Here is an 18,576-nt window from a genome sequence, read left to right as displayed (position 1 = left end):
TCTTCGGATGTTTCTGGGTCAGCTGAGCTTGCCGTGGCAGTGCTTGTATTTCTTGCCGCTGCCGCATGGGCATGGGTCGTTGCGGCCGACGCGTGCGAACGCCGCAGCTTCTGCACTCAGACTGCCGAGCCCCAGGCCCGCGGCCGCGATGCGGCGCTGGTTTTCCTCGTCCAGGCGAACCTCGACTTCGCCGGTTTCGGTCGGCGCGCTGTAGGTGATGTTCGAGACGTTCTCGCCGCGGCTCTCGAGCGCTTCAGCCGCTTCTTCGAGTTGCTCGCCCGACTGCACGCGCACCGTCATGAGCTGGCGCGTGACTTCGTTCTTGACCGAATCGAGCAGCTGGCCGAAGAGCTCGAAGGCTTCGCGCTTGTATTCCTGCTTGGGCTGCTTCTGCGCATAGCCGCGCAGGTGAATGCCCTGGCGCAGGTAGTCGAGCGAGGCAAGGTGCTCGCGCCAGTGCGTATCGATGCTCTGCAGCAGCACCATGCGCTCGAACTGGGTGAAGTTTTCCTGGCCGATGAGCGCGACCTTGGCGCCGAAGCTGTCGTTGGCGGCATTGACCACCTTTTCGACGATGTCCTCGTCGGCCACGGCTTCGGCTGCCTCGATTTCCTTCTTGAGCGGCATGTCGATGCCCCACTCGTTGAAGAGGGTCTTCTCCAGGGCGTCGAGGTCCCATTGTTCCTCGACCGATTCGGACGGCACGTATTGCCGCACGAGGTCGGTAAAGCAGCCTTCGCGCAGCGCCGCAATCTGCGCCGTGAGGTCGGCCGCGTCGAGGATGTCGTTGCGCTGCTGGTAGATCACCTTGCGCTGGTCGTTCGACACGTCGTCGTATTCGAGCAGCTGCTTGCGGATGTCGAAGTTGCGCGCCTCGACCTTGCGCTGCGCGCTCTCGATGCTGCGCGTGACGATGCCAGCTTCGATGGCTTCGCCATCGGGCATCTTGAGGCGGTCCATGATCGCCTTCACGCGGTCGCCCGCGAAGATGCGCATCAACGGATCGTCCAGGCTCAGGTAGAAGCGCGAGGAGCCCGGGTCGCCCTGCCGACCCGAACGGCCGCGCAGCTGGTTGTCGATGCGGCGCGACTCATGGCGCTCGGTCGCGATGATGCGCAGACCGCCGAGCGACTTCACGAACTCGTGGTCCTTGGTCCATTCGGCGCGCACGTGCGCGATGTCCGCCTCTTTGGTGGCTTCGTCGCGACCTTCGTCGTTCTCGATCGCCTCGATCATCTTCTCGATGTTGCCGCCCAGCACGATGTCAGTACCGCGGCCGGCCATGTTGGTCGCGATGGTGATCATCTTCGCGCGGCCGGCCTGCGCCACGATGTCGGCTTCGCGCGCATGCTGCTTGGCGTTGAGCACCTGGTGCGGCAGGTCGGCTTTGGTGAGCAGGCCGTCGATGATTTCGGAGTTCTCGATCGACGAGGTGCCCACCAGCACCGGCTGGCCGCGCTCGTAGCACTCGCGGATGTCCTGGATTGCCGCTTCGTACTTTTCGCGCGTGGTCTTGTAGACGCGGTCGAGCTGGTCGTCTCGCTTGCTGATGCGGTTTGGCGGAATGATGACGGTCTCGAGACCGTAGATTTCCTGGAACTCGTAGGCCTCGGTGTCGGCCGTGCCGGTCATGCCGGCCAGCTTGTTGTACAGGCGGAAATAGTTCTGGAAGGTGATGGAGGCAAGCGTCTGGTTCTCCGCCTGGATCTGCACGCCTTCCTTGGCTTCCACGGCCTGGTGCAGGCCGTCGCTCCAGCGGCGGCCGGTCATCAGGCGGCCGGTGAATTCGTCGACGATGACGACCTCGCCCTGCTGCACCACGTAATGCTGGTCGCGGTGGTACAGGTGCCGTGCACGCAGCGCCGCGTTCAGGTGGTGCATCAGCGTGATGTTGGCCGGGTCGTAGAGCGAGGCGCCTTCGGGCAGCAGCTTGAATTCGCTCAAGAGCTGCTCGGCCTTCTCATGGCCGTCTTCGGTCAGGAACACCTGGTGCGTCTTCTCATCGACGGTGAAGTCGCCCGGCACCGTGACGCCTTCGCCCGTGCGCGGATCGGCCTCGCCCTCTTGCTTGGTCAAGAGCGGCACCACCTTGTTGATGGCCAGGTACAGGTCGGTATGGTCTTCGGCCTGGCCGCTGATGATCAGCGGCGTGCGGGCTTCGTCGATCAGAATCGAGTCCACCTCGTCGACGATGGCGTAGTTCAGGCCGCGCTGAACCCGGTCGCCGGGCTCGTACACCATGTTGTCGCGCAGGTAGTCGAAGCCGTATTCGTTGTTGGTGCCGTAGGTGATGTCGCTGCCGTAGGCCTGCTGCTTTTCTTCCCGCGGCATCTGCGGCAGGTTGATGCCCACCGAAAGCCCCAGGAAGTTGTATAGGCGGCCCATCCACTGTGCGTCGCGATTGGCGAGGTAGTCGTTCACGGTGACCACGTGGACGCCGTTGCCAGTGAGCGCGTTCAAATACACCGGCAGCGTGGCGGTCAGGGTCTTGCCTTCGCCGGTGCGCATTTCGGCGATCTTTCCGTTGTGCAGCGCCATGCCGCCCAGCAGCTGCACGTCGAAATGGCGCATCTTCATGACGCGCTTGGAGCCTTCGCGCACGGTAGCGAAGGCCTCCGGCAGCACGGCATCGAGGGTCTCGCCCTTGGCGATGCGGTCCTTGAACTCCTGCGTCTTGGCGCGCAGCCCGTCGTCGCTGAGCTTCTCGAACTCGGGTTCGAGCGCATTGATGCGCTCCACCGTCTTGCGATACTGCTTGAGGAGCCGGTCGTTGCGACTGCCGAAAATCTGGGTCAGGAAGTTGGTTGCCATTGGCGTGGAGATGGGCGGGCACCTGACACACAGGCACTGCGACCGGATTCCCTAAGATATGGTGAAAGCAGTTGGGCGCGCCTTCTTCGAATGCAAGCCTCGAAAGCAAGCGGCACCAGACCGATCTGCCGGCGCAAGCGTCGGCAAACCGGGCATTTTAGCTGCCCTTGTTCCCCCTTCCGGATTACCCATGAATCGCCGCTCCGTCCCCCCGTTCACGCTGCAGCAGGCCGCCGAAGGTTCGCCCACCCTGGCAAGCCTGATTGCGCGTGCGCGCGACGCCAACGAACGGCTGCGGGCTGTCGAAGGGCTGATTCCGCCAGCCATGCGCCCCGCAGTGCAGGCCGGCCCCGCTGAAGGGGACGTGTGGTGCCTGCTGGTCAACGGCAGCGCAGCCGCCGCCAAGCTGCGCCAGCTGTCGCCGATGCTTGTCACCCGGTTGCGCAGCAAGGGCTGGGACGTGAACACGATCCGAATCAAGGTGCAATCCGGCCGCTGACCGCAGAGCCGGGCCGGGATTGCCGCTACTTCCAGGAAAACTCGTGGTTCAGTCCCACGACAAAGCCGCGCACGTGCTGCGGCCCGGTCCTGGAAGCGCTGACGTCAACGCTGATCAGCGGCGTGAGGCTGAAGCGCCCGCCAATGCGCGACGTCCATAAGCCCGAGGCGCGGCTGCGCTCAGCGATCAGCGAGAGCTTGTCATCGAGCGCCCACTCCGCCGCCAGCCCGCCGCGCGCCGTGCGAACTCCGGTGCCGGTGGCCCAGTCGGCGCCCAGATTGGCGTGGATCTGCAGGCTGCCCGTCGGGCGCCAGGTGACCGGCAGCACCAACTGTCCGCCCGCGCGGCCGCCGCGCTTCAGGTCGAATACGGCGCCAACCGACAATGCCGCGCTCAACGGCGCATCGGTCGCCGGGCCGAAGAAATTCCATTTGAGTTGCGGGCCCGCAACGACCGAGCGCACGCCCTCTGCCGAAAGCCGGTCGAGGTTCAGCCCCAGTTCGACCGGTCCCACGCGGCAGGCCGGTCCGACGTGCAGAACGGTCACGGGCTCGGCTCCGGTGCGGCCCCACCAAGCTTCGTACTGGCATTGGCCCGGATCGAGCGTGCCGGCATCGTCGACATCGAAATGCCCGCCAGCCTGCGCGCCCGCACTCGCCAGAACGAAGGCGATGCCAAGCAGCCAGGCGTTTCGCGCCGGTCGAATCGTTGTTCTGCGTCTGTTGTCGTTCATCGCCAGCATCCCCCGAGGACCCGGCGATTCTAGGGACGGCAGGCGCCCTTAAATTTCGAACTGCGGCTGCAACTCGCGAATGCGCTTGATGGCCACCCCGGCAGCGGCCGTGCGGGTCTCGACGCCAAGCTTCACGTACACCCGCTCCAGGTGCTTCTTGGCCGTGGCGGGGCTGCTGCCGAGAATTTCGCCGATGTCCTTGTTGGTTTTGCCCTTCACCACCCAGTAGAGCACCTCGGCCTCGCGCGCCGTGAGCTTCAGGCTCAGGCTCATGGCTTCGATCACGGCAGTGTCTGAAACCTCGCGCATGACGATCATCCACTCGTCGCCGTCATCGTCCTGGCCGGTCTGCCGATGCAGGCGAAGGCTGAGGCTGCTCGCGGTTGGCATGGCCCCCACGCTCGGCACTGCGTGTCCTCGCTGCCCCCCGAGGGGGCCGCTCTCGCCTTGGGGCGGCCCGGCGGCGCTCGGCGTGCCCCCCACGCTCGGCCGCACGATCGAAAGCGCCGGCGGCTCGATGCCCTGCTGCCGGGCATCGGGCGCGTGGCGCCGCAGCCACTCGAGTACCACGGGCGGCGTCTCGGGTGCACGGGTGTCGCAGTAGCGCTGCAGCAAATCGCGCGCGAGCGCCGTCTGCCAGATCAGCTTGCCCTCGGGCAGGCGCACGGTAATGCTGGCGTAGCCGAAGGCGTCGAGCGCATTGCGCGCCTGGCCGGCCTGCCGCGCATCCTGCCGGGCGCGGCGGGCGCCCTGCAGGTGCACGTTCATGCGTGCCAACACTTCCTTGGGCTTGATCGGCTTGGTGACGTAGTCGACACCGCCGGCCTCCAGCGCCGCGACCAAGTGCTCGGTTTCGGTGAGCCCGGTCATGAACACGATGGGGATGTGCGCCGTCGCGGCATCGGCCTTGAGCCGGCGCGCCACCTCGAAGCCGTCGATGCCCGGCATCATCGCGTCGAGCAGCACGATGTCGGGCCGCGCCTGCGCCGCCCGCTGCAGCGCCTGCTCGCCGCTGGTGGCAATCAGCACGGTGTAGCCCGACTCGTCGAGCGCGTCGTGCAGCACCGCGAGGTTGTCGGGCACGTCGTCGACGATCAGGACCAGGTCGCTGTTGGCCCCCTGTTCACGCAGCGTTCTTGCAAGTGGTGTGGTTTCCATGGGACTTGTTGTTCTTCAGGCCGCGCTCACCGCGGCGGCCAGCGCCCGGCCCATGGCCTCGAACTGGAACTGGCGCGCGAGCACGCGCTGCGCCTCGGTCCACGCCATGCATTCGGGCTGTTCGGTGTCGATCTCGTCGAGCTGGTTCATGATGCCGCGAAAATAGCCCAGGCTCACCGCTTCGTCGAGAGCGCGCAGCCTGGAAAGCGAAGGCGCCTGCATGGCCAGCGGCTCGGCGGCGGGCGGCGGCTTGGCGGCACTGTCCGTCCATCGCAGGCCGAGGCGGCGTTCGAGCCAGTCGAGCAGTTCCGTATGGCGCACCGGCTTGACGAAAAAATCTTCCGGCGCAATGCCCACGTCGTTGTCCAGGCCCTTGTCGAAGGCATTGGCCGAGACGATGGCCACCGATGCTTCTGCCAGGCCGAGCTTTCGCGCGCGGCGAATCGTCTCCCATCCGTCGATGCCCGGCATGGCGAGGTCGACGAACATCGCATCGGGCCGGTAGCCGGCCGCGATGAGGTCCAGCGCGTCGTGGCCGCTGGCGGCGGTGCGCAAGTCGAAACCGAGCGGCGACAGCACGTGACCGAGCAGGTCGCGGTCGGCCTCCTCGTTGTCGACCACCAGCAGCCTCCGGCGAGGGCCTTCGTAGCCGCGCCGAGCGCGCTGCACCGGGACCGGCCGGCCTGCAGCACCCGCCGCGTCGTGCACGCGCGGCAAGAAGAGCCGCACGCGGAACAGCGAGCCCTTCCCGGGCGTGCTGCTCACCTTCATCTCGCCGCCCATCAGGTCGGTCAGCATCTTCGCGATGGTGAGGCCCAGCCCTGCGCCGGGCGATGCGGCCGCGGCCGCGTCGCCCCGCGTAAAGGGCTCGAAAATCCGCTCGATGTCTGCAGGCGTCATGCCGGGCCCGGTGTCCTCGATCTCGACCGAGGCGAATTCGCGCGCATACGAAAGCCGCAGCGTCACCTCGCCCGCGGCCGTGAACTTGATGGCGTTGCCCAGCAGGTTGATGAGGATCTGGCACACCCGTTTTTCGTCGGTGCGCACCACCTCGGGCAAGCCGCCCGTGGTCTCGAAGCTAAAGCGCAGCCCCTTCTCGGCGGCCTGCAGCTCGAACATGTCGGCCAGCTCGCGCAGGGTGTCGGCAAAGCGCATGGGCCTGGCATGCAACGTGAGTTTGCCGGCCTCGATGTGTGCAATGGCCAGCGTGCCCTCGATGAGCGACAGCAAGTGCTCGCCGCCGCGCTTGATCACCGCCACCGCCTGCTGGCGGTGCGGCGGCACGGACTGGTCTTCGCCCATCAGCTGCGCATAGCCCAGAATGCTGTTGAGCGGCGTGCGCAACTCGTGGCTGATGGCGCTGATGTAGCGGCTCTTGGCCTGGTTGGCCTGGTCGGCAGCGCGACGGGCCTCCTCGGCCGCGAGCTTGGCCTGCTCGGCGACTTCGCGCGCTTCTTCCGCCGTCTGCTTGGCCGACTGCAGCGCGCGGTCAGTGGCGCGGTGCAGCTCGATCTCGCGCATCAGCAAATGGGTCTGGCGGTTCGACTCTTCCTGCGCGACCCGGCGGCTCTGGTGCGCCAGCACCAGCCACCAGGCCACCACGCCGGCGATCACCAACAGCGCCATGTAGGCCTTGAGAAAACCCGAGCGCAGCGACGACTGCTCCACGCCGGCCAGAGCTTCGGCCAGTTCCGACTGCGAGGCGATCTGCAGCGCACTTTCGCTCCATGCGCGCAGCTCCTGCTGGTAGAGCACACCGAACACCACGGCCAGCACCGGCACGATGATCAGCATCAGCAGCAGGAAGTGCCCAAGGCCCGTGTCCAGATAGCGCCAGCTGAAGCGCGGCAAGAGCCAGCGCAGCGCCGACGACCACTGCGCCGAAAGGCTTGCATGCGGCTTGCACAGGTCGCCGCAGCGCGCATCGAGCGTGCAGCACAGCGAGCAGATCGCCCCCTGGTACGCGGGACAGTGCGCCATGTCGGGACCTTCGTACTCGCGTTCGCAGATCACGCAGTGCTGCACCTTCAGGCGCTGATAGCTGCCTTCCGCACCACCCTCGTACGCATCGTGCTCGACCCGTGCCCAGCGGACTGCGCGCGGGCCCGCTGTCGGAGCGAAGGGCACCGCGCCATGGGCCACCGAACCCCTCGCCAGGTAGTACTTGCCGCCCGTGGCCCACGCGAGCAACGGCGAAACAACCAGCGCCGTGCCCAGCGCGATGAGCGCCGAAAAGGACTGGGCCAAGGGTCCGAAGACCCCGAGGTGCGCGGTGATGGACAACACCGAGGCCAGCGCCATCGCACCCACGCCCACCGGATTGATGTCCCACAGATGCGCCCGCTTGAACTCGATGCCGGGCGGCGACAGGCCCAGCGGCTTGTTGATGACCAGGTCGGCCACCACGGCCATCATCCAGGCGATGGCGATGTTGGCAAAAAGGCCGAGCACGTCTCCCAGCGCCTCGAACACGTTCATCTCCATCAGCATGAAGGCGATGAGCGCGTTGAACACCACCCACACCACCCGCCCCGGGTGGCTGTGCGCCACGCGCGAGAAAAAATTGCTCCAGGCCAGCGAACCCGCGTAGGCGTTGGTCACGTTGATCTTGAGCTGCGAGATCACCACGAACAGTGCGGTCGCGGCCACGGCCCAGCCGTAGTTGGGGAATACGTACTCATAGGCCGCCAGGTACATCTGGTTCGGATCGACTGCGCGCTCGACCGGCACCATGTGGGTGATGGCCAGGTAGGCCAGCAGCGCGCCGCCCAGCATCTTGACCACCCCCAGCACCACCCACCCTGGCCCGCCGGCCAGCACGCCCGCCCACCAGCGCCGCGCGCTTCCTGCCGTGCGCGCGGGCATGAAGCGCAGGTAATCCGCCTGTTCCCCCATCTGGGTGATCAACGCGATGCCGACCGTCAGGGCAGCGCCAAATAGGTGCAGATCGAAGCCTTTGGTGCTTGCCTTCGACCCGTTGTAGTGCACGATACCCGCGAACGCACCAGGATCGCGCACGAGTACGAAGACAAAAGGCACCACCAGCATCACCAGCCAGAGCGGTTGCGTCCACAGCTGCAGCCGGCTGATGGCCGAAACGCCGTGGGTGACAAGCGGAATCACCACCAGCGCGCACACCAGGTAGCCCCAGACCGGCGGCACGCCCAGCGCGAGCTCAAGCGCATAGGCCATCACCGCCGCCTCGAGCGCGAAGAAGATGAAGGTGAATGACGCGTAGATGAGCGATGTGAGCGTGGAGCCGATGTAGCCGAAGCCTGCCCCGCGCGTGAGCAGGTCCATGTCGACGCCGTAGCGCGCGGCATACACACTGATCGGCAGCCCCGCCAGGAAGATGATGAGCCCCGTCGCCAAAATTGCCCAGAAAGCGTTGGCAAAGCCGTACTTCACCAGCAGCGTGGCGCCGACCGCCTCGAGGATGAGGAACGACGCAGCCCCGAAGGCCGTGTTGGCGACCCGCCATTCAGACCATTTGCGAAAGCGCTGCGGCGTGTAGCGCAGGGCGTAGTCCTCGAGCGTTTCGCTCGCGACCCAGCTGTTGTAGTCGCGCCGCACCTTGACGATGCGCTGGGGTGCGTCGTCGGGGCTGGTGGAAGTCTCGGCGGGGTTCACACCGTTTCGGTGCATCTTTCGTGCCATCCATACGTCGTTTGGCGAACACCGGCACGACTGTTGCAAAGCCGAAGCCTGCCCAATAATGGCCGACCTCAACGCCATCCGATGCCGCCCACATGGAACTGACCCCCCGCGAAAAAGACAAGCTGCTGATCTTCACCGCAGCATTGCTGGCAGAACGCCGCAAGGCGCGGGGGCTGAAGCTCAACTACCCCGAAGCCGTCGCCCTGATCTCCGCCGCCGTGATGGAAGGCGCCCGCGACGGCAAGAGCGTTGCGGCGCTCATGAGCGAAGGCCGCACGGTGCTCACCCGCGCCGACGTGATGGATGGCATCGCCGAAATGATCCCGGACATCCAGGTGGAAGCCACCTTCCCGGACGGAACCAAGCTGGTCACCGTTCACCAGCCCATCGTCTGACTCCTACTCCAGAAAAAGAAAGACCTGTCATGCGCCACCACGCCTCCAAGACCCTTGCCCTCGCCGCCCTGCTGCTGCCGTTGGCGGCCAGCGCACACACCGGCGTCGACGGTGGGATGCATCACGGTTTCGTCACCGGCTTTATGCACCCGCTCACGGGCGCCGACCACCTCGCGGCCATGGTCGCGGTCGGCCTGTGGAGTGCGCTAGCCGCGCGCCGTGCCTGGCCCGATCTGCTGTGGGCACCGCTGGCCTTCGCGGGCATGCTGCTCGTGGGTGCGCTGATGGGACTGGCCGGCGTGCAGTTGCCGGCCGTTGAACCGATGATCGCGGCCTCGCTGCTGGTGCTGGGCCTGCTGGTTGCCACGCGCATTCACCTGCCGGCCGCGGTGGCCGCGGCGGTGGTGGGCGTGTTCGCCATCTTCCACGGCGTGGCGCACGGCCACGAACTCGCGAGCGAACAGGGCGCGGCATTGACGCTGGCCGGCATGGTCGGCGCCACCGTGCTGCTGCACCTCGCGGGCATCGGGCTCGGCTGGGCGCTGCGCCATGCCAATGCCTGGCTGCCGCGGTTGGCGGGTGCTGCCGTGGTGGCGTTGGGCGCCACGCTTCTCTCGCAGGCCGTCTGAACAAAGGCACCGCCACCATGACACCCGGCGAACTTTTCACCGACGAGGGCGAGCACACGCTCAACCCTGGCCGCCGCACGCTCACGCTGGTGGTGCAGAACACCGCCGACCGGCCGATCCAGGTCGGATCGCACTATCACTTTGCCGAAACCAATGGCGCGCTCGGCTTCGACCGCGAGGCCGCGCGCGGCATGCGGCTCAACATCGCTTCGGGCGCCGCCGTGCGCTTCGAACCGGGCCAGCAGCGCACGGTCGAGCTGGTCGACTTCTCTGGCGATCGCATCGTCTATGGCTTTCGCGGCCTCATCCAAGGAAAGCTCTAAGCCATGGCAACGATTGGAAGGCGTGCGTACGCCGAGATCTTCGGCCCGACCGTGGGCGACCGGGTTCGTCTCGCCGACACCGATCTGCTGATCGAAGTGGAAGCCGACTACACGCTGCGCGCAGGCGGCTACGGCGAAGAAGTCAAATTCGGCGGCGGCAAGACCATTCGCGATGGCATGGCCCAGTCGCAGCGCACAAGGGCGCAAGGCGCCGTCGACACCGTGCTGACCAACGCGCTGATCCTCGACCACTGGGGCATCGTGAAGGCCGACATCGGCCTGAAGGACGGCCGCATTGCCGCCATCGGCAAGGCCGGCAACCCCGACGTGCAGCCGGGCGTGGACATCATCATCGGCCCAGGCACCGAGATCATCAGCTGCGAGGGCAACATCGTCACGGCCGGCGGCATCGACAGCCACATCCACTTCATCTGCCCGCAGCAGATCGAGGAAGCGCTCGCTTCGGGCGTGACCACCATGCTCGGCGGCGGCACTGGCCCGGCCACAGGCACCTTCGCGACCACCGCCACGCCCGGCCCGTGGCACATCGAACGCATGCTGCAGGCCGCCGATGCATTCCCCATGAACCTGGGCTTCCTGGGCAAGGGCAACGCCAGCCTGCCCGATGCCCTGCACGAGCAGATCGAAGCCGGCGTCATGGGCCTGAAGCTGCACGAGGACTGGGGCACCACGCCCTCGGCCATCAGCAACTGCCTGGACGTGGCCGACGCCACCGACACGCAGGTGGCGATCCACAGCGACACGCTCAACGAATCGGGCTTTGTCGAGAACACCATCGCGGCCGTGGGCGGCCGCTCGATCTGCGCCTTTCACACCGAAGGCGCGGGCGGTGGCCATGCACCCGACATCCTGCGCGTGGTGGGCGAGGAGAACTTCCTCCCCTCTTCCACCAACCCGACCATGCCCTACACCGTGAATACGCTCGACGAACACGTCGACATGCTCATGGTGTGCCACCACCTGGACGCCGGCATTGCCGAGGACCTGGCCTTTGCCGAGTCGCGCATCCGCAAGGAAACGATTGCCGCCGAAGACGTGCTGCACGACCTGGGCGCCATCAGCATGTTCAGCTCCGACAGCCAGGCCATGGGCCGCGTGGGCGAAGTGGTGCTGCGCTGCTGGCAGACCGCGCACAAGATGAAGCTGCAGCGCGGCTGGCTGCCACCTGCGCCCGGTACGGGTGCGGACCCGCTGGACAGCAACGAGCGCAACGACAACTTCCGCGCCAAGCGCTACGTCGCCAAGTACACGATCAACCCCGCCATTGCGCACGGCATCGCGCACGAAGTGGGCTCGCTCGAGGTCGGCAAGTGGGCCGACATCGTGATCTGGAAACCCGCCTTCTTCGGCGTGAAGCCCTTCACCCTCATCAAGGGCGGCACCATCGCCATGGCCGCCATGGGCGACCCCAACGCGTCGATCCCCACGCCGCAGCCGGTGCACTACCGGGCGATGTTCGGCAGCTATGGCGGTTCCCTCGCCAAGAGCTCGCTCACCTTCGTTTCGCAAGCCGGGCTGGCCGCGGGCATCAAGGAACGATACGGCCTGGCGAAGCACCTCAGCGCGGTGAAGAACATCCGCAACGTGCGCAAGAAGGACCTGATTCACAACGGCTACACGCCAAAGATGGAGATCGACGCGCAGACCTATGCGGTGCGCGCCGACGGGCATCTGCTCACCTGCGATCCGGCGGTGCAGCTGCCGCTGACGCAGCGGTATTTTCTGTTCTAGATGCCGCGGGCCTCAGGCCGAACGAGGTGTCATGTGGTCGCGGATCCAGCCGGCAAAGCTGCTTTCGTCCATGGCGCTGGCCGCCAGGTCGATCATCACCAGCGTGGCCTCGGCTTGCATTGCCACCAGACGCTGGCCGTTCAGCGCAAGGAACAGACCGACGGACAGGAATGCCGCGCGCTTGTTGCCGTCGACGAACGGATGGTTCTTGGCCAGTCCCACGCCGTAGGCCGCCGCGAGGTCGGCCACGTCGGGCGATCCGTAGCTCAGAAGGTGGAGCGGGCGCGACAGCGCGGACTGCAACATCGTTTCGTCGCGAAGGCCCGAGGCCCCGCCGTGCTCAGCGAGGCTTTCGTCATGCAACAGGATGAGGGTGCGCCTGTCGATCCAGCGCCAGACGCTCATTTGGCGAGCTGGTGGAAGGTGTCGCGGAACTCGCGCATGAATTCACGGCCCAGTTTCAGCTGTTCTTCGACATCGGGGTCGTACGGTGTCAGGGTGACCCCATTGGCAGCCTCGGTCAGGAACAGCGTATCGCCCTTTTCCACCTTGAGCCGCGCCAGCACTTCCTTGGGAAGAATCACCCCGACGGAGTTGCCGATCTGGGTCAATTTGAGTGCCGACATGAAGGGCTCCAAAGTTATAACGGACGTTATATTATCGACGTCTTCCCGCTGAAAGCAAGTCCCCATGCTCACCGCCAACAAACTCATGCCCCAAGGCCGCGGCCTTGCGCCCGTGCTGCTCAAGCGCGCCGCCACGATCGAACTCGACTGGGACGTGCGCCAGAAAAGCCGGTTCGATGCCACCGATTCGCAGGGCCGGCAGATCGGCGTGTTCCTGCCGCGCGGCACTGCGGTGCGCGGCGGCGACGTGCTGGTGGCCGAAGACGGCTCGCTGGTCCGCGTCATCGCGGCGCCGCAGCCGGTACTGCGCATCACGCATTGCACGGCCCACGGCACGCCGTTCGACCTGACGCGCGCGGCCTATCACCTGGGCAACCGGCATGTGCCGATCGAGCTCAAGCCCGACCACCTGAAGATCGAGCCCGACCATGTACTGGCCGACATGCTGCGTTCGATGCACCTGATCGTCGTCGCGGTCGAGGAAGCCTTCGAGCCCGAAGGCGGCGCTTATGGGTCGCACGAGCATTCGCACGGGGCTGGCCACAGCCATGACCACGCGCACGACAATGAACTTTCGCATGGCAAGGGCCCCATGCCTCTCGTCCTTGCGCCGGAACTGCTCGACGACCACGACGGTGCGCACGACCACTCGCACCACGGCCATTCGCACTGAATCCGCCCCGACGATGTCCGACGAAGAGACCGCCGACACACTCGGCGCGCAAAGCCTTTTGCAGCTCATCTGGCTCGCCTCCCCGGCCCTGCCGGTTGGCGGCTTTTCCTATTCGGAGGGTGTGGAGGCGGCAGTGGAATGGGCCGGCATCGATTCGGAGACCAAGGCCATCGAATGGCTCTCCGATCAGTTGCACTTGAGCTTCGCGCGCGGTGACCTCGCGCTCGTGGCGCAAGCCATCCCGGCCTGGCGCGCGGGCGACGCCGAACGGATCCGCGCGCTCAACGAATGGGTTCTGGCCACGCGCGAATCGGCCGAGTTCTTCCTTCAGACTGAGCAGATGGGCCGCTCCTTCGTCGAATGGCTCAAGCTGCACCACGCGGACACGGCCGAGGTCTTCGCGGACCTGCCCGCAAGCTACCCTGTGGCCTTCGCCTTCGCGCTGAGCCGCACCGGCGCCACGACACACGACGGCTGCCTGGCCTTCGCCTTCGGCTGGGCCGAGAACATGGTGGCCGCGGCGGTCAAGGCCGTGCCGCTGGGCCAGAGCGCGGGCCAGCGCATCCTGGCGCGGCTGGCGCATGAAATCCCTGCCGCCGTCGCCCACGCGATGCGCCTCGGCGACGAAGAGCGCCAGGCCTTTGCGCCCCTGCTGGCGGTGTTGTCGGCCCGCCATGAAACACAATACTCGCGCCTCTTTCGAAGCTGACCGAACCGGACAACGCCCATGACCTCCGCCCTGCACCACATTCCTCATCGCACCAAGAAACTGCCGCCGCTGCGCGTGGGCATCGGAGGACCGGTCGGCTCGGGCAAGACCACGCTGCTCGAAATGCTTTGCAAGGCGATGCGCGACAAGTACGACCTGATCGCCATCACCAACGACATCTACACCAAGGAAGACCAGCGCCTGCTCACCGTGGCCGGCGCACTGCCGGCCGAGCGCATCATGGGCGTGGAGACCGGCGGCTGCCCGCACACCGCCATCCGTGAAGACGCCTCGATCAACCTCGAGGCCATCGACCGCATGCTCGAGGACTTTCCCGATGCCGACGTGGTGTTCGTCGAATCGGGCGGCGACAACCTTGCGGCGACCTTCAGCCCCGAGCTGTCAGACCTGACCATCTACGTGATCGACGTCGCCGCCGGCGAGAAGATTCCCCGCAAGGGCGGGCCCGGCATCACCAAAAGCGATCTGTTCGTCATCAACAAGACCGATCTCGCCCCGTACGTCGGCGCAAACCTCGACGTGATGGAGCAGGACACGCAGCGCATGCGCCGGCAGCGCCCCTACGTGATGACCAACCTCAAGACCCACACCGGCGTGGCCGAGGTGGTGGCGTTCATCGAACAGCGCGGCATGCTCACCGCGGCCTGAGCCGCTTTTTCTTCTTCAGAGTTCACTGCCGCCGCGGACCTGCCGCGCCTTGTAGACGAGCCGCAGGCTCGCGCGGCGTGTGTCGCGCACGTGCTGCACGTACACATCGGCGTCGGCGCTCGTCCATGCCGCATAGGCGGCACCGGGGTCGTTCGATGCCACCTCGCTGCCGAAGGCCGCGCGTCCCCACCGGACCAGTTCGGCAAATGCAACCGATCCGCCATCGGGCAGCGCCTCCGCGGATGCGACGAACTCGACGCGCTGGAGCTGCGAACCAGCAAAGAAGAAGGTCGGCTCGAACGCCAAACCTGCCATCGAAACCGGCGTCGCTTGCCAGCTTCCCAATAGCCCGCCGGCAAGCCGCTGCGGCCGCTGCACGCGTTGGACCGTGGGCATTGCCGCCCGCAGTTCATCGGCCGACATGCCGAGCCGTACGCCGGCCGGAAGGACCTGTGCATGCAGCGCCTGCACGGCGAAGACCGCCACGCACACAGCAAGCGCCCGAATAACAAAATGGGAAGAAAACAGGAGAACGACGGATCGCAGCTTCGGCATGGGAACGAGAAACACTGGCGGAAAGAACAGCCGCAAGTATGGCGCGAGCGAAGGCGGGATGTGCGATTAGAGGCTGCAGCCAAGCTGCTTTGCTTGAAGCACCCCTGCGCCGTGCCTAGACTGGATTGGGAAGGCACCCGCAGTGCCGGGGGCCAAGGAGTCGGCCATGTACAAGCGCATCCTCGTCGCCACCGATGGCTCTTCGCTCTCCGAACAGGCGGTTGCCACCGCCATCGACCTTGCCGTGCTGACCCGGGCCGAACTGGTGAGCGTCAACGTCGTGCACGTCCAGCCTTATGGTTATTTCGAAGGCTCGATGATGCTGAACCAGCGCGAAATCGAAGCTTCGCAAGAGCAGGCCAACCTGAGCGGCCAGCGCCTGGTGGATGCGGTCCGCGACACCGCGGTTGCCAAGGGGGTCCGCAGTGCCCAGGCGATCGTCATGAAGTCCAACCAGGTGGCCGAAGCGATCATCGCGACGGCCAAGAACCAGCAGTGCGATCTGATCGTGATGGCTTCGCATGGCCGCCGCAGTTTTGCACGGCTGCTGATGGGCAGCGAGACGCTGCACGTGCTGACGCACTCTCACATTCCGGTACTCGTGCTGCGCTAGCCGCACGGCGTCGATGGGAGCCCTTGTCCGCCCTGTGGGTTTACCCAGAACCGCGGAAGGTACAGTCCACGGCATTGCTGCATAACGCAAGGGCCGTTCAAGGGTGTCTGAATGAAATCGATGTTCCCCCGCCTCGCGGGTTGGACTTTGCTGGTCCTGTCGATCCTGGTGGCCATCTGCTTCGCCGTCGTGTCGAGTTTCGACTGGAACCGCGCCAAACCCTGGATCAGCCAACGCGTCAGCGAAGCGACCGGCCGCCCCTTCGCGATCCAGGGCGACCTGGTTCTGCAGTGGGACAGTCCCGAGGCTGAAACCGGCTGGCGGCGCTGGGTGCCATGGCCTCGGCTGAAGGCGCAGGACATCACGCTGGGCAATGTCGATTGGGGAAAGACCGGCCCGCACCTGGCCCAGATCAAGCAGCTGACCTTTTCCCTCAACCCGCTGCCCTTGCTGGACCACACAATCCGGATTCCCACGCTGGAACTCGATGGCCCGGCGCTTTCGCTCGAGCGCGCCGCCGACGGCAGGAACAACTGGACGCTGGCAGCAGGCAATGCAGCCCCATCGCTCTGGAAGCTCGAGCTGCAACGGCTGGTGCTGAGCCACGGCACGGTAAAGCTCGTGGATGCCACCGCAAAGGTCGACCTGAAGGTGGACATCGACAGCTTGCCGAAAGAAAGCACAGAAGGCTACGGCATCGGCTGGAAGCTCAGTGGCACCTTCCGGCAGACATCGGTGCGCGGAAGCGGCCAGGCCGGTGCGGTGCTTTCGCTGCAAAAAGACGATAAGCCCTACCCGCTGCAAGCCGGCGTGCAGATCGGCGCGACTCGCATCGACGTTGCCGGCACGCTGACCAAGCCGGACGCGCTGGCGGCACTCGACCTGCGGCTCAAGCTCTCGGGCGCCAGCATGGCGCACCTGTACCCGATCACTGGCATCACGCTGCCCAACACGCCTCCTTTCAGCACCGAAGGCCATCTGATAGGCAAGCTCGACAAGGCCGGCGGCCGCTGGCTGTACGAAGACTTCAAGGGCAGCGTGGGTGCGAGCGACATTGCGGGCACACTGGAATACATTTCCCGGCAGCCGCGGCCGCTGCTGCGCGGTCAGGTGCAATCCAACCAGCTGCGCCTGCAGGACCTGGCGCCGTTGATCGGCGCGGACTCCAACGCGAGCAAGGCCAAGCGGGGTGCGCCTGCCGTGCAGCCGGCGGACAAGGTGCTGCCGGTGGAAAAGTTCGACACGGCAAGCTGGGGCAGCATCGATGCGGACGTGAAGTTTTCGAGCCGCAAGATCCTGCATGCGAAGGACCTGCCCATCGAAAGCCTGGTGGCCGACCTGCATCTGGAGGACAGCGTGCTTTCGCTCACGCCGCTCAGCTTTGGCGTCGCGGGCGGCACGCTGGCCGCAACGGCAAGGCTCGACGGCCGGCAAAATCCCATTCGAGCGAACCTGCAGCTGTCGGCGCGCAAGCTCAAGATCAAGGAGCTCTTTCCAACCCTAGACACGATGCGTGCCAGCCTGGGCGAAGTGGGCGGCGACGCGGCACTGTCGGCATCGGGCAACTCGATCGCGGCTTTGCTGGGCACTTCCAACGGCGAGGTGAAAGCCCTGGTGAGCAAGGGCACCATGAGCAAATTTCTGCTCGAAGCCATGGGGCTGAACATCGGCAACGTGGTGGCGACCCAGCTCTTCGGCGACAAGCAGGTTCAGCTCAACTGCCTGGCCAGCGACTTCAAGGTGACGCAGGGCGTCATGCAGACCCGCTCATTTGTTCTGGATACCGACGAATCGGTCATCGAGGTTACGGGACTCATCAACCTGTCGAACGAACAACTTGCGCTGGAGATTCAGCCGCGAAACAAGGCGTTGCGCGTTCTCTCGCTTCGCTCGCCGCTGTACGTCAAGGGCACGCTCAAGAATCCCGACGTGGGCGTCGACAAGGGAGCGGTGGCACTCAAGCTAGGCGCAGCGGTGGCGCTGGGTGCAGTGGCGGCACCGGTGGCCGCACTGCTGCCCTTGTTGAACGTGGGTACGCAGGAGTTCGCAGGGTGTGCGCCGCTGGAAGCTCAAGCAAGCAAGAAGCCGCAGGCACCCGCCGTGCGGCCGGCAAAGCTGCGTCGGCAGTGACTATTGCTTCAGGGCGCGGACCCGCGCTTGGCCTCGAGAGCCGCTCGGCATGCCTCGGTGGCGCGATGAGATGCGAGCTCGAAGCAGCGCATTTGCGCTGCGCGTGCAATGGCTTCGAGCGAGCGGCGTTCCTCTGCCGCTCCAACCTGAAATTCGACAAGCCATTTCATGGCCATTGCGAGCGCGATCAAAAGGCCGACCAGCGCGGCCATCAATGTCCCCCGCCAGTTCCGGATCAGATAGGCGGGGGGTTCGGGATTGTTCATGGGTCGCGCGGAAGCACGGATGGCTCAAGGCTTCAGGCTTGTCCGGGTTCAGCAATTGCCTTTCTTGGCTTGTCCGGGCGGGCAGAAGTTTCCACCTTTTTGCCCGCCTCCTCCCTCGTAGACCGGAACCACACAGCCGCTCATGAGCAAAGACATGACAAAGGCGAACATCAGGGTGGCAGCAGTTTTTTTCATGGGGGCTCCTTGTTGAAATTGTGGTGCGCCGTTGCGAGCGGCCTGGTGCCGTCGTCAACAATGGCGCCAAGATAGTTTGCGCCATAACATTTTTCCAGGAACTGTTTCACGCTCGGGTTTTGTTTATGCCGGCAGGGGTATCTAAGATGCAACTCTGCCCAGTACTTCACGCACTTGCGAATG

The 18,576-nt window shown here is 65.6% G+C and carries 19 protein-coding genes; 10 read left to right on the top strand and 9 right to left on the bottom strand.

Annotated elements, in window-relative coordinates; translation table 11 throughout:
• Positions 1-18 precede the first annotated feature (18 nt).
• Complete coding sequence (secA, locus tag J2X92_RS09305; RefSeq protein ID WP_307575129.1) at positions 19-2,811, bottom strand: preprotein translocase subunit SecA; 2,793 nt, start codon at positions 2,809-2,811, stop codon at positions 19-21.
• A gap of 190 nt (positions 2,812-3,001) precedes the next feature.
• On the opposite strand from secA, the gene J2X92_RS09300 reads away from it, so the two are divergent.
• Positions 3,002-3,310, top strand: a complete 309-nt coding sequence (locus J2X92_RS09300) for a hypothetical protein (RefSeq protein ID WP_062365616.1) — start codon at positions 3,002-3,004, stop codon at positions 3,308-3,310.
• 25 nt (positions 3,311-3,335) lie between these two features.
• Here J2X92_RS09300 and J2X92_RS09295 read toward each other — a convergent pair whose 3' ends face one another.
• From J2X92_RS09295 to J2X92_RS09285, 3 genes are read right to left on the bottom strand one after another with little or no spacing between them, the layout of a single operon-like run.
• Entirely contained in the window at positions 3,336-4,043 is a 708-nt protein-coding gene (locus J2X92_RS09295) for a hypothetical protein (RefSeq protein ID WP_307575127.1), read from the bottom strand.
• Between the two features lie 48 nt (positions 4,044-4,091).
• Positions 4,092-5,201: a response regulator transcription factor gene (locus J2X92_RS09290; RefSeq protein WP_307575126.1), complete on the bottom strand. Its 1,110-nt coding sequence runs from the start codon at positions 5,199-5,201 to the stop codon at positions 4,092-4,094.
• Between the two features lie 15 nt (positions 5,202-5,216).
• Positions 5,217-8,846 carry a hybrid sensor histidine kinase/response regulator gene (locus tag J2X92_RS09285; RefSeq protein WP_307575125.1) on the bottom strand — a complete coding sequence of 1,210 codons (3,630 nt, stop codon included), beginning with the start codon at positions 8,844-8,846 and terminating at the stop codon, positions 5,217-5,219.
• A 104-nt stretch (positions 8,847-8,950) separates the two neighbouring features.
• Here J2X92_RS09285 and J2X92_RS09280 point away from each other — a divergent pair, with 104 nt between their 5' ends.
• Genes J2X92_RS09280 through ureC form a run of 4 tightly spaced genes read left to right on the top strand, consistent with a single transcriptional unit; the run spans position 8,951 to position 11,957 of the window.
• The gene (locus J2X92_RS09280; RefSeq protein ID WP_015867014.1) at positions 8,951-9,253 is read left to right on the top strand and encodes an urease subunit gamma; all 303 of its coding nucleotides are present in this window, start codon (positions 8,951-8,953) and stop codon (positions 9,251-9,253) included.
• Positions 9,254-9,282: 29 nt separating this feature from the next.
• A complete protein-coding gene (locus J2X92_RS09275) occupies positions 9,283-9,882 on the top strand; it encodes a HupE/UreJ family protein (RefSeq protein WP_307575122.1) in 600 nt (199 codons plus the stop codon).
• Between the two features lie 17 nt (positions 9,883-9,899).
• Positions 9,900-10,205, top strand: coding sequence for an urease subunit beta (locus tag J2X92_RS09270; protein WP_093023697.1), 306 nt, complete (start codon positions 9,900-9,902; stop codon positions 10,203-10,205).
• Positions 10,206-10,208: 3 nt separating this feature from the next.
• Entirely contained in the window at positions 10,209-11,957 is a 1,749-nt protein-coding gene (gene ureC, locus J2X92_RS09265) for an urease subunit alpha (protein WP_307575119.1), read from the top strand.
• Positions 11,958-11,969: 12 nt separating this feature from the next.
• On the opposite strand, the gene J2X92_RS09260 is transcribed toward ureC, so the two are convergent.
• Together J2X92_RS09260 and J2X92_RS09255 are read right to left on the bottom strand one after the other, a co-directional pair.
• Positions 11,970-12,362, bottom strand: coding sequence for a type II toxin-antitoxin system death-on-curing family toxin (locus J2X92_RS09260; protein WP_307575118.1), 393 nt, complete (start codon positions 12,360-12,362; stop codon positions 11,970-11,972).
• Positions 12,359-12,583, bottom strand: a complete 225-nt coding sequence (locus J2X92_RS09255; protein WP_093023691.1) for an AbrB/MazE/SpoVT family DNA-binding domain-containing protein — start codon at positions 12,581-12,583, stop codon at positions 12,359-12,361. The genes J2X92_RS09260 and J2X92_RS09255 overlap by 4 nt, the downstream gene beginning before the upstream one ends.
• A 64-nt stretch (positions 12,584-12,647) precedes the next feature.
• On the opposite strand from J2X92_RS09255, the gene ureE reads away from it, so the two are divergent.
• From ureE to ureG, 3 genes are read left to right on the top strand one after another with little or no spacing between them, the layout of a single operon-like run.
• Complete coding sequence (ureE, locus tag J2X92_RS09250; protein ID WP_307575116.1) at positions 12,648-13,256, top strand: urease accessory protein UreE; 609 nt, start codon at positions 12,648-12,650, stop codon at positions 13,254-13,256.
• A gap of 13 nt (positions 13,257-13,269) precedes the next feature.
• Positions 13,270-13,965 (top strand): urease accessory protein UreF, encoded by a 696-nt coding sequence (locus J2X92_RS09245; RefSeq protein ID WP_307575114.1) that lies wholly within the window; start codon positions 13,270-13,272, stop codon positions 13,963-13,965.
• 18 nt (positions 13,966-13,983) lie between these two features.
• Positions 13,984-14,634: an urease accessory protein UreG gene (ureG, locus tag J2X92_RS09240; RefSeq protein ID WP_028259178.1), complete on the top strand. Its 651-nt coding sequence runs from the start codon at positions 13,984-13,986 to the stop codon at positions 14,632-14,634.
• 15 nt (positions 14,635-14,649) lie between these two features.
• Here ureG and J2X92_RS09235 read toward each other — a convergent pair whose 3' ends face one another.
• On the bottom strand, positions 14,650-15,189 hold the full coding sequence (locus J2X92_RS09235) for a hypothetical protein (protein WP_307575113.1): 540 nt from the start codon (positions 15,187-15,189) through the stop codon (positions 14,650-14,652).
• A 166-nt stretch (positions 15,190-15,355) separates the two neighbouring features.
• Between J2X92_RS09235 and J2X92_RS09230 the strand changes: the two genes are divergently transcribed.
• Together J2X92_RS09230 and J2X92_RS09225 are read left to right on the top strand one after the other, a co-directional pair.
• Positions 15,356-15,802 (top strand): universal stress protein, encoded by a 447-nt coding sequence (locus tag J2X92_RS09230; protein ID WP_307575111.1) that lies wholly within the window; start codon positions 15,356-15,358, stop codon positions 15,800-15,802.
• 120 nt (positions 15,803-15,922) lie between these two features.
• Positions 15,923-17,932, top strand: coding sequence for an AsmA family protein (locus J2X92_RS09225; RefSeq protein ID WP_373424814.1), 2,010 nt, complete (start codon positions 15,923-15,925; stop codon positions 17,930-17,932).
• A gap of 8 nt (positions 17,933-17,940) precedes the next feature.
• Here the strand turns inward: J2X92_RS09225 and J2X92_RS09220 are convergent, their stop codons facing one another.
• Together J2X92_RS09220 and J2X92_RS09215 are read right to left on the bottom strand one after the other, a co-directional pair.
• Positions 17,941-18,198 carry a hypothetical protein gene (locus J2X92_RS09220; protein WP_307575108.1) on the bottom strand — a complete coding sequence of 86 codons (258 nt, stop codon included), beginning with the start codon at positions 18,196-18,198 and terminating at the stop codon, positions 17,941-17,943.
• Between the two features lie 48 nt (positions 18,199-18,246).
• Positions 18,247-18,393: a hypothetical protein gene (locus J2X92_RS09215; protein WP_307575107.1), complete on the bottom strand. Its 147-nt coding sequence runs from the start codon at positions 18,391-18,393 to the stop codon at positions 18,247-18,249.
• Positions 18,394-18,576: the final 183 nt, after the last annotated feature.

The organism is Variovorax paradoxus (genome assembly GCF_030811855.1).
Lineage (GTDB): Bacteria > Pseudomonadota > Gammaproteobacteria > Burkholderiales > Burkholderiaceae_C > Variovorax > Variovorax paradoxus_L.
Note: the sequence above shows the minus strand (reverse complement) of the source record. Positions and strands in the feature narration are given on the sequence as shown.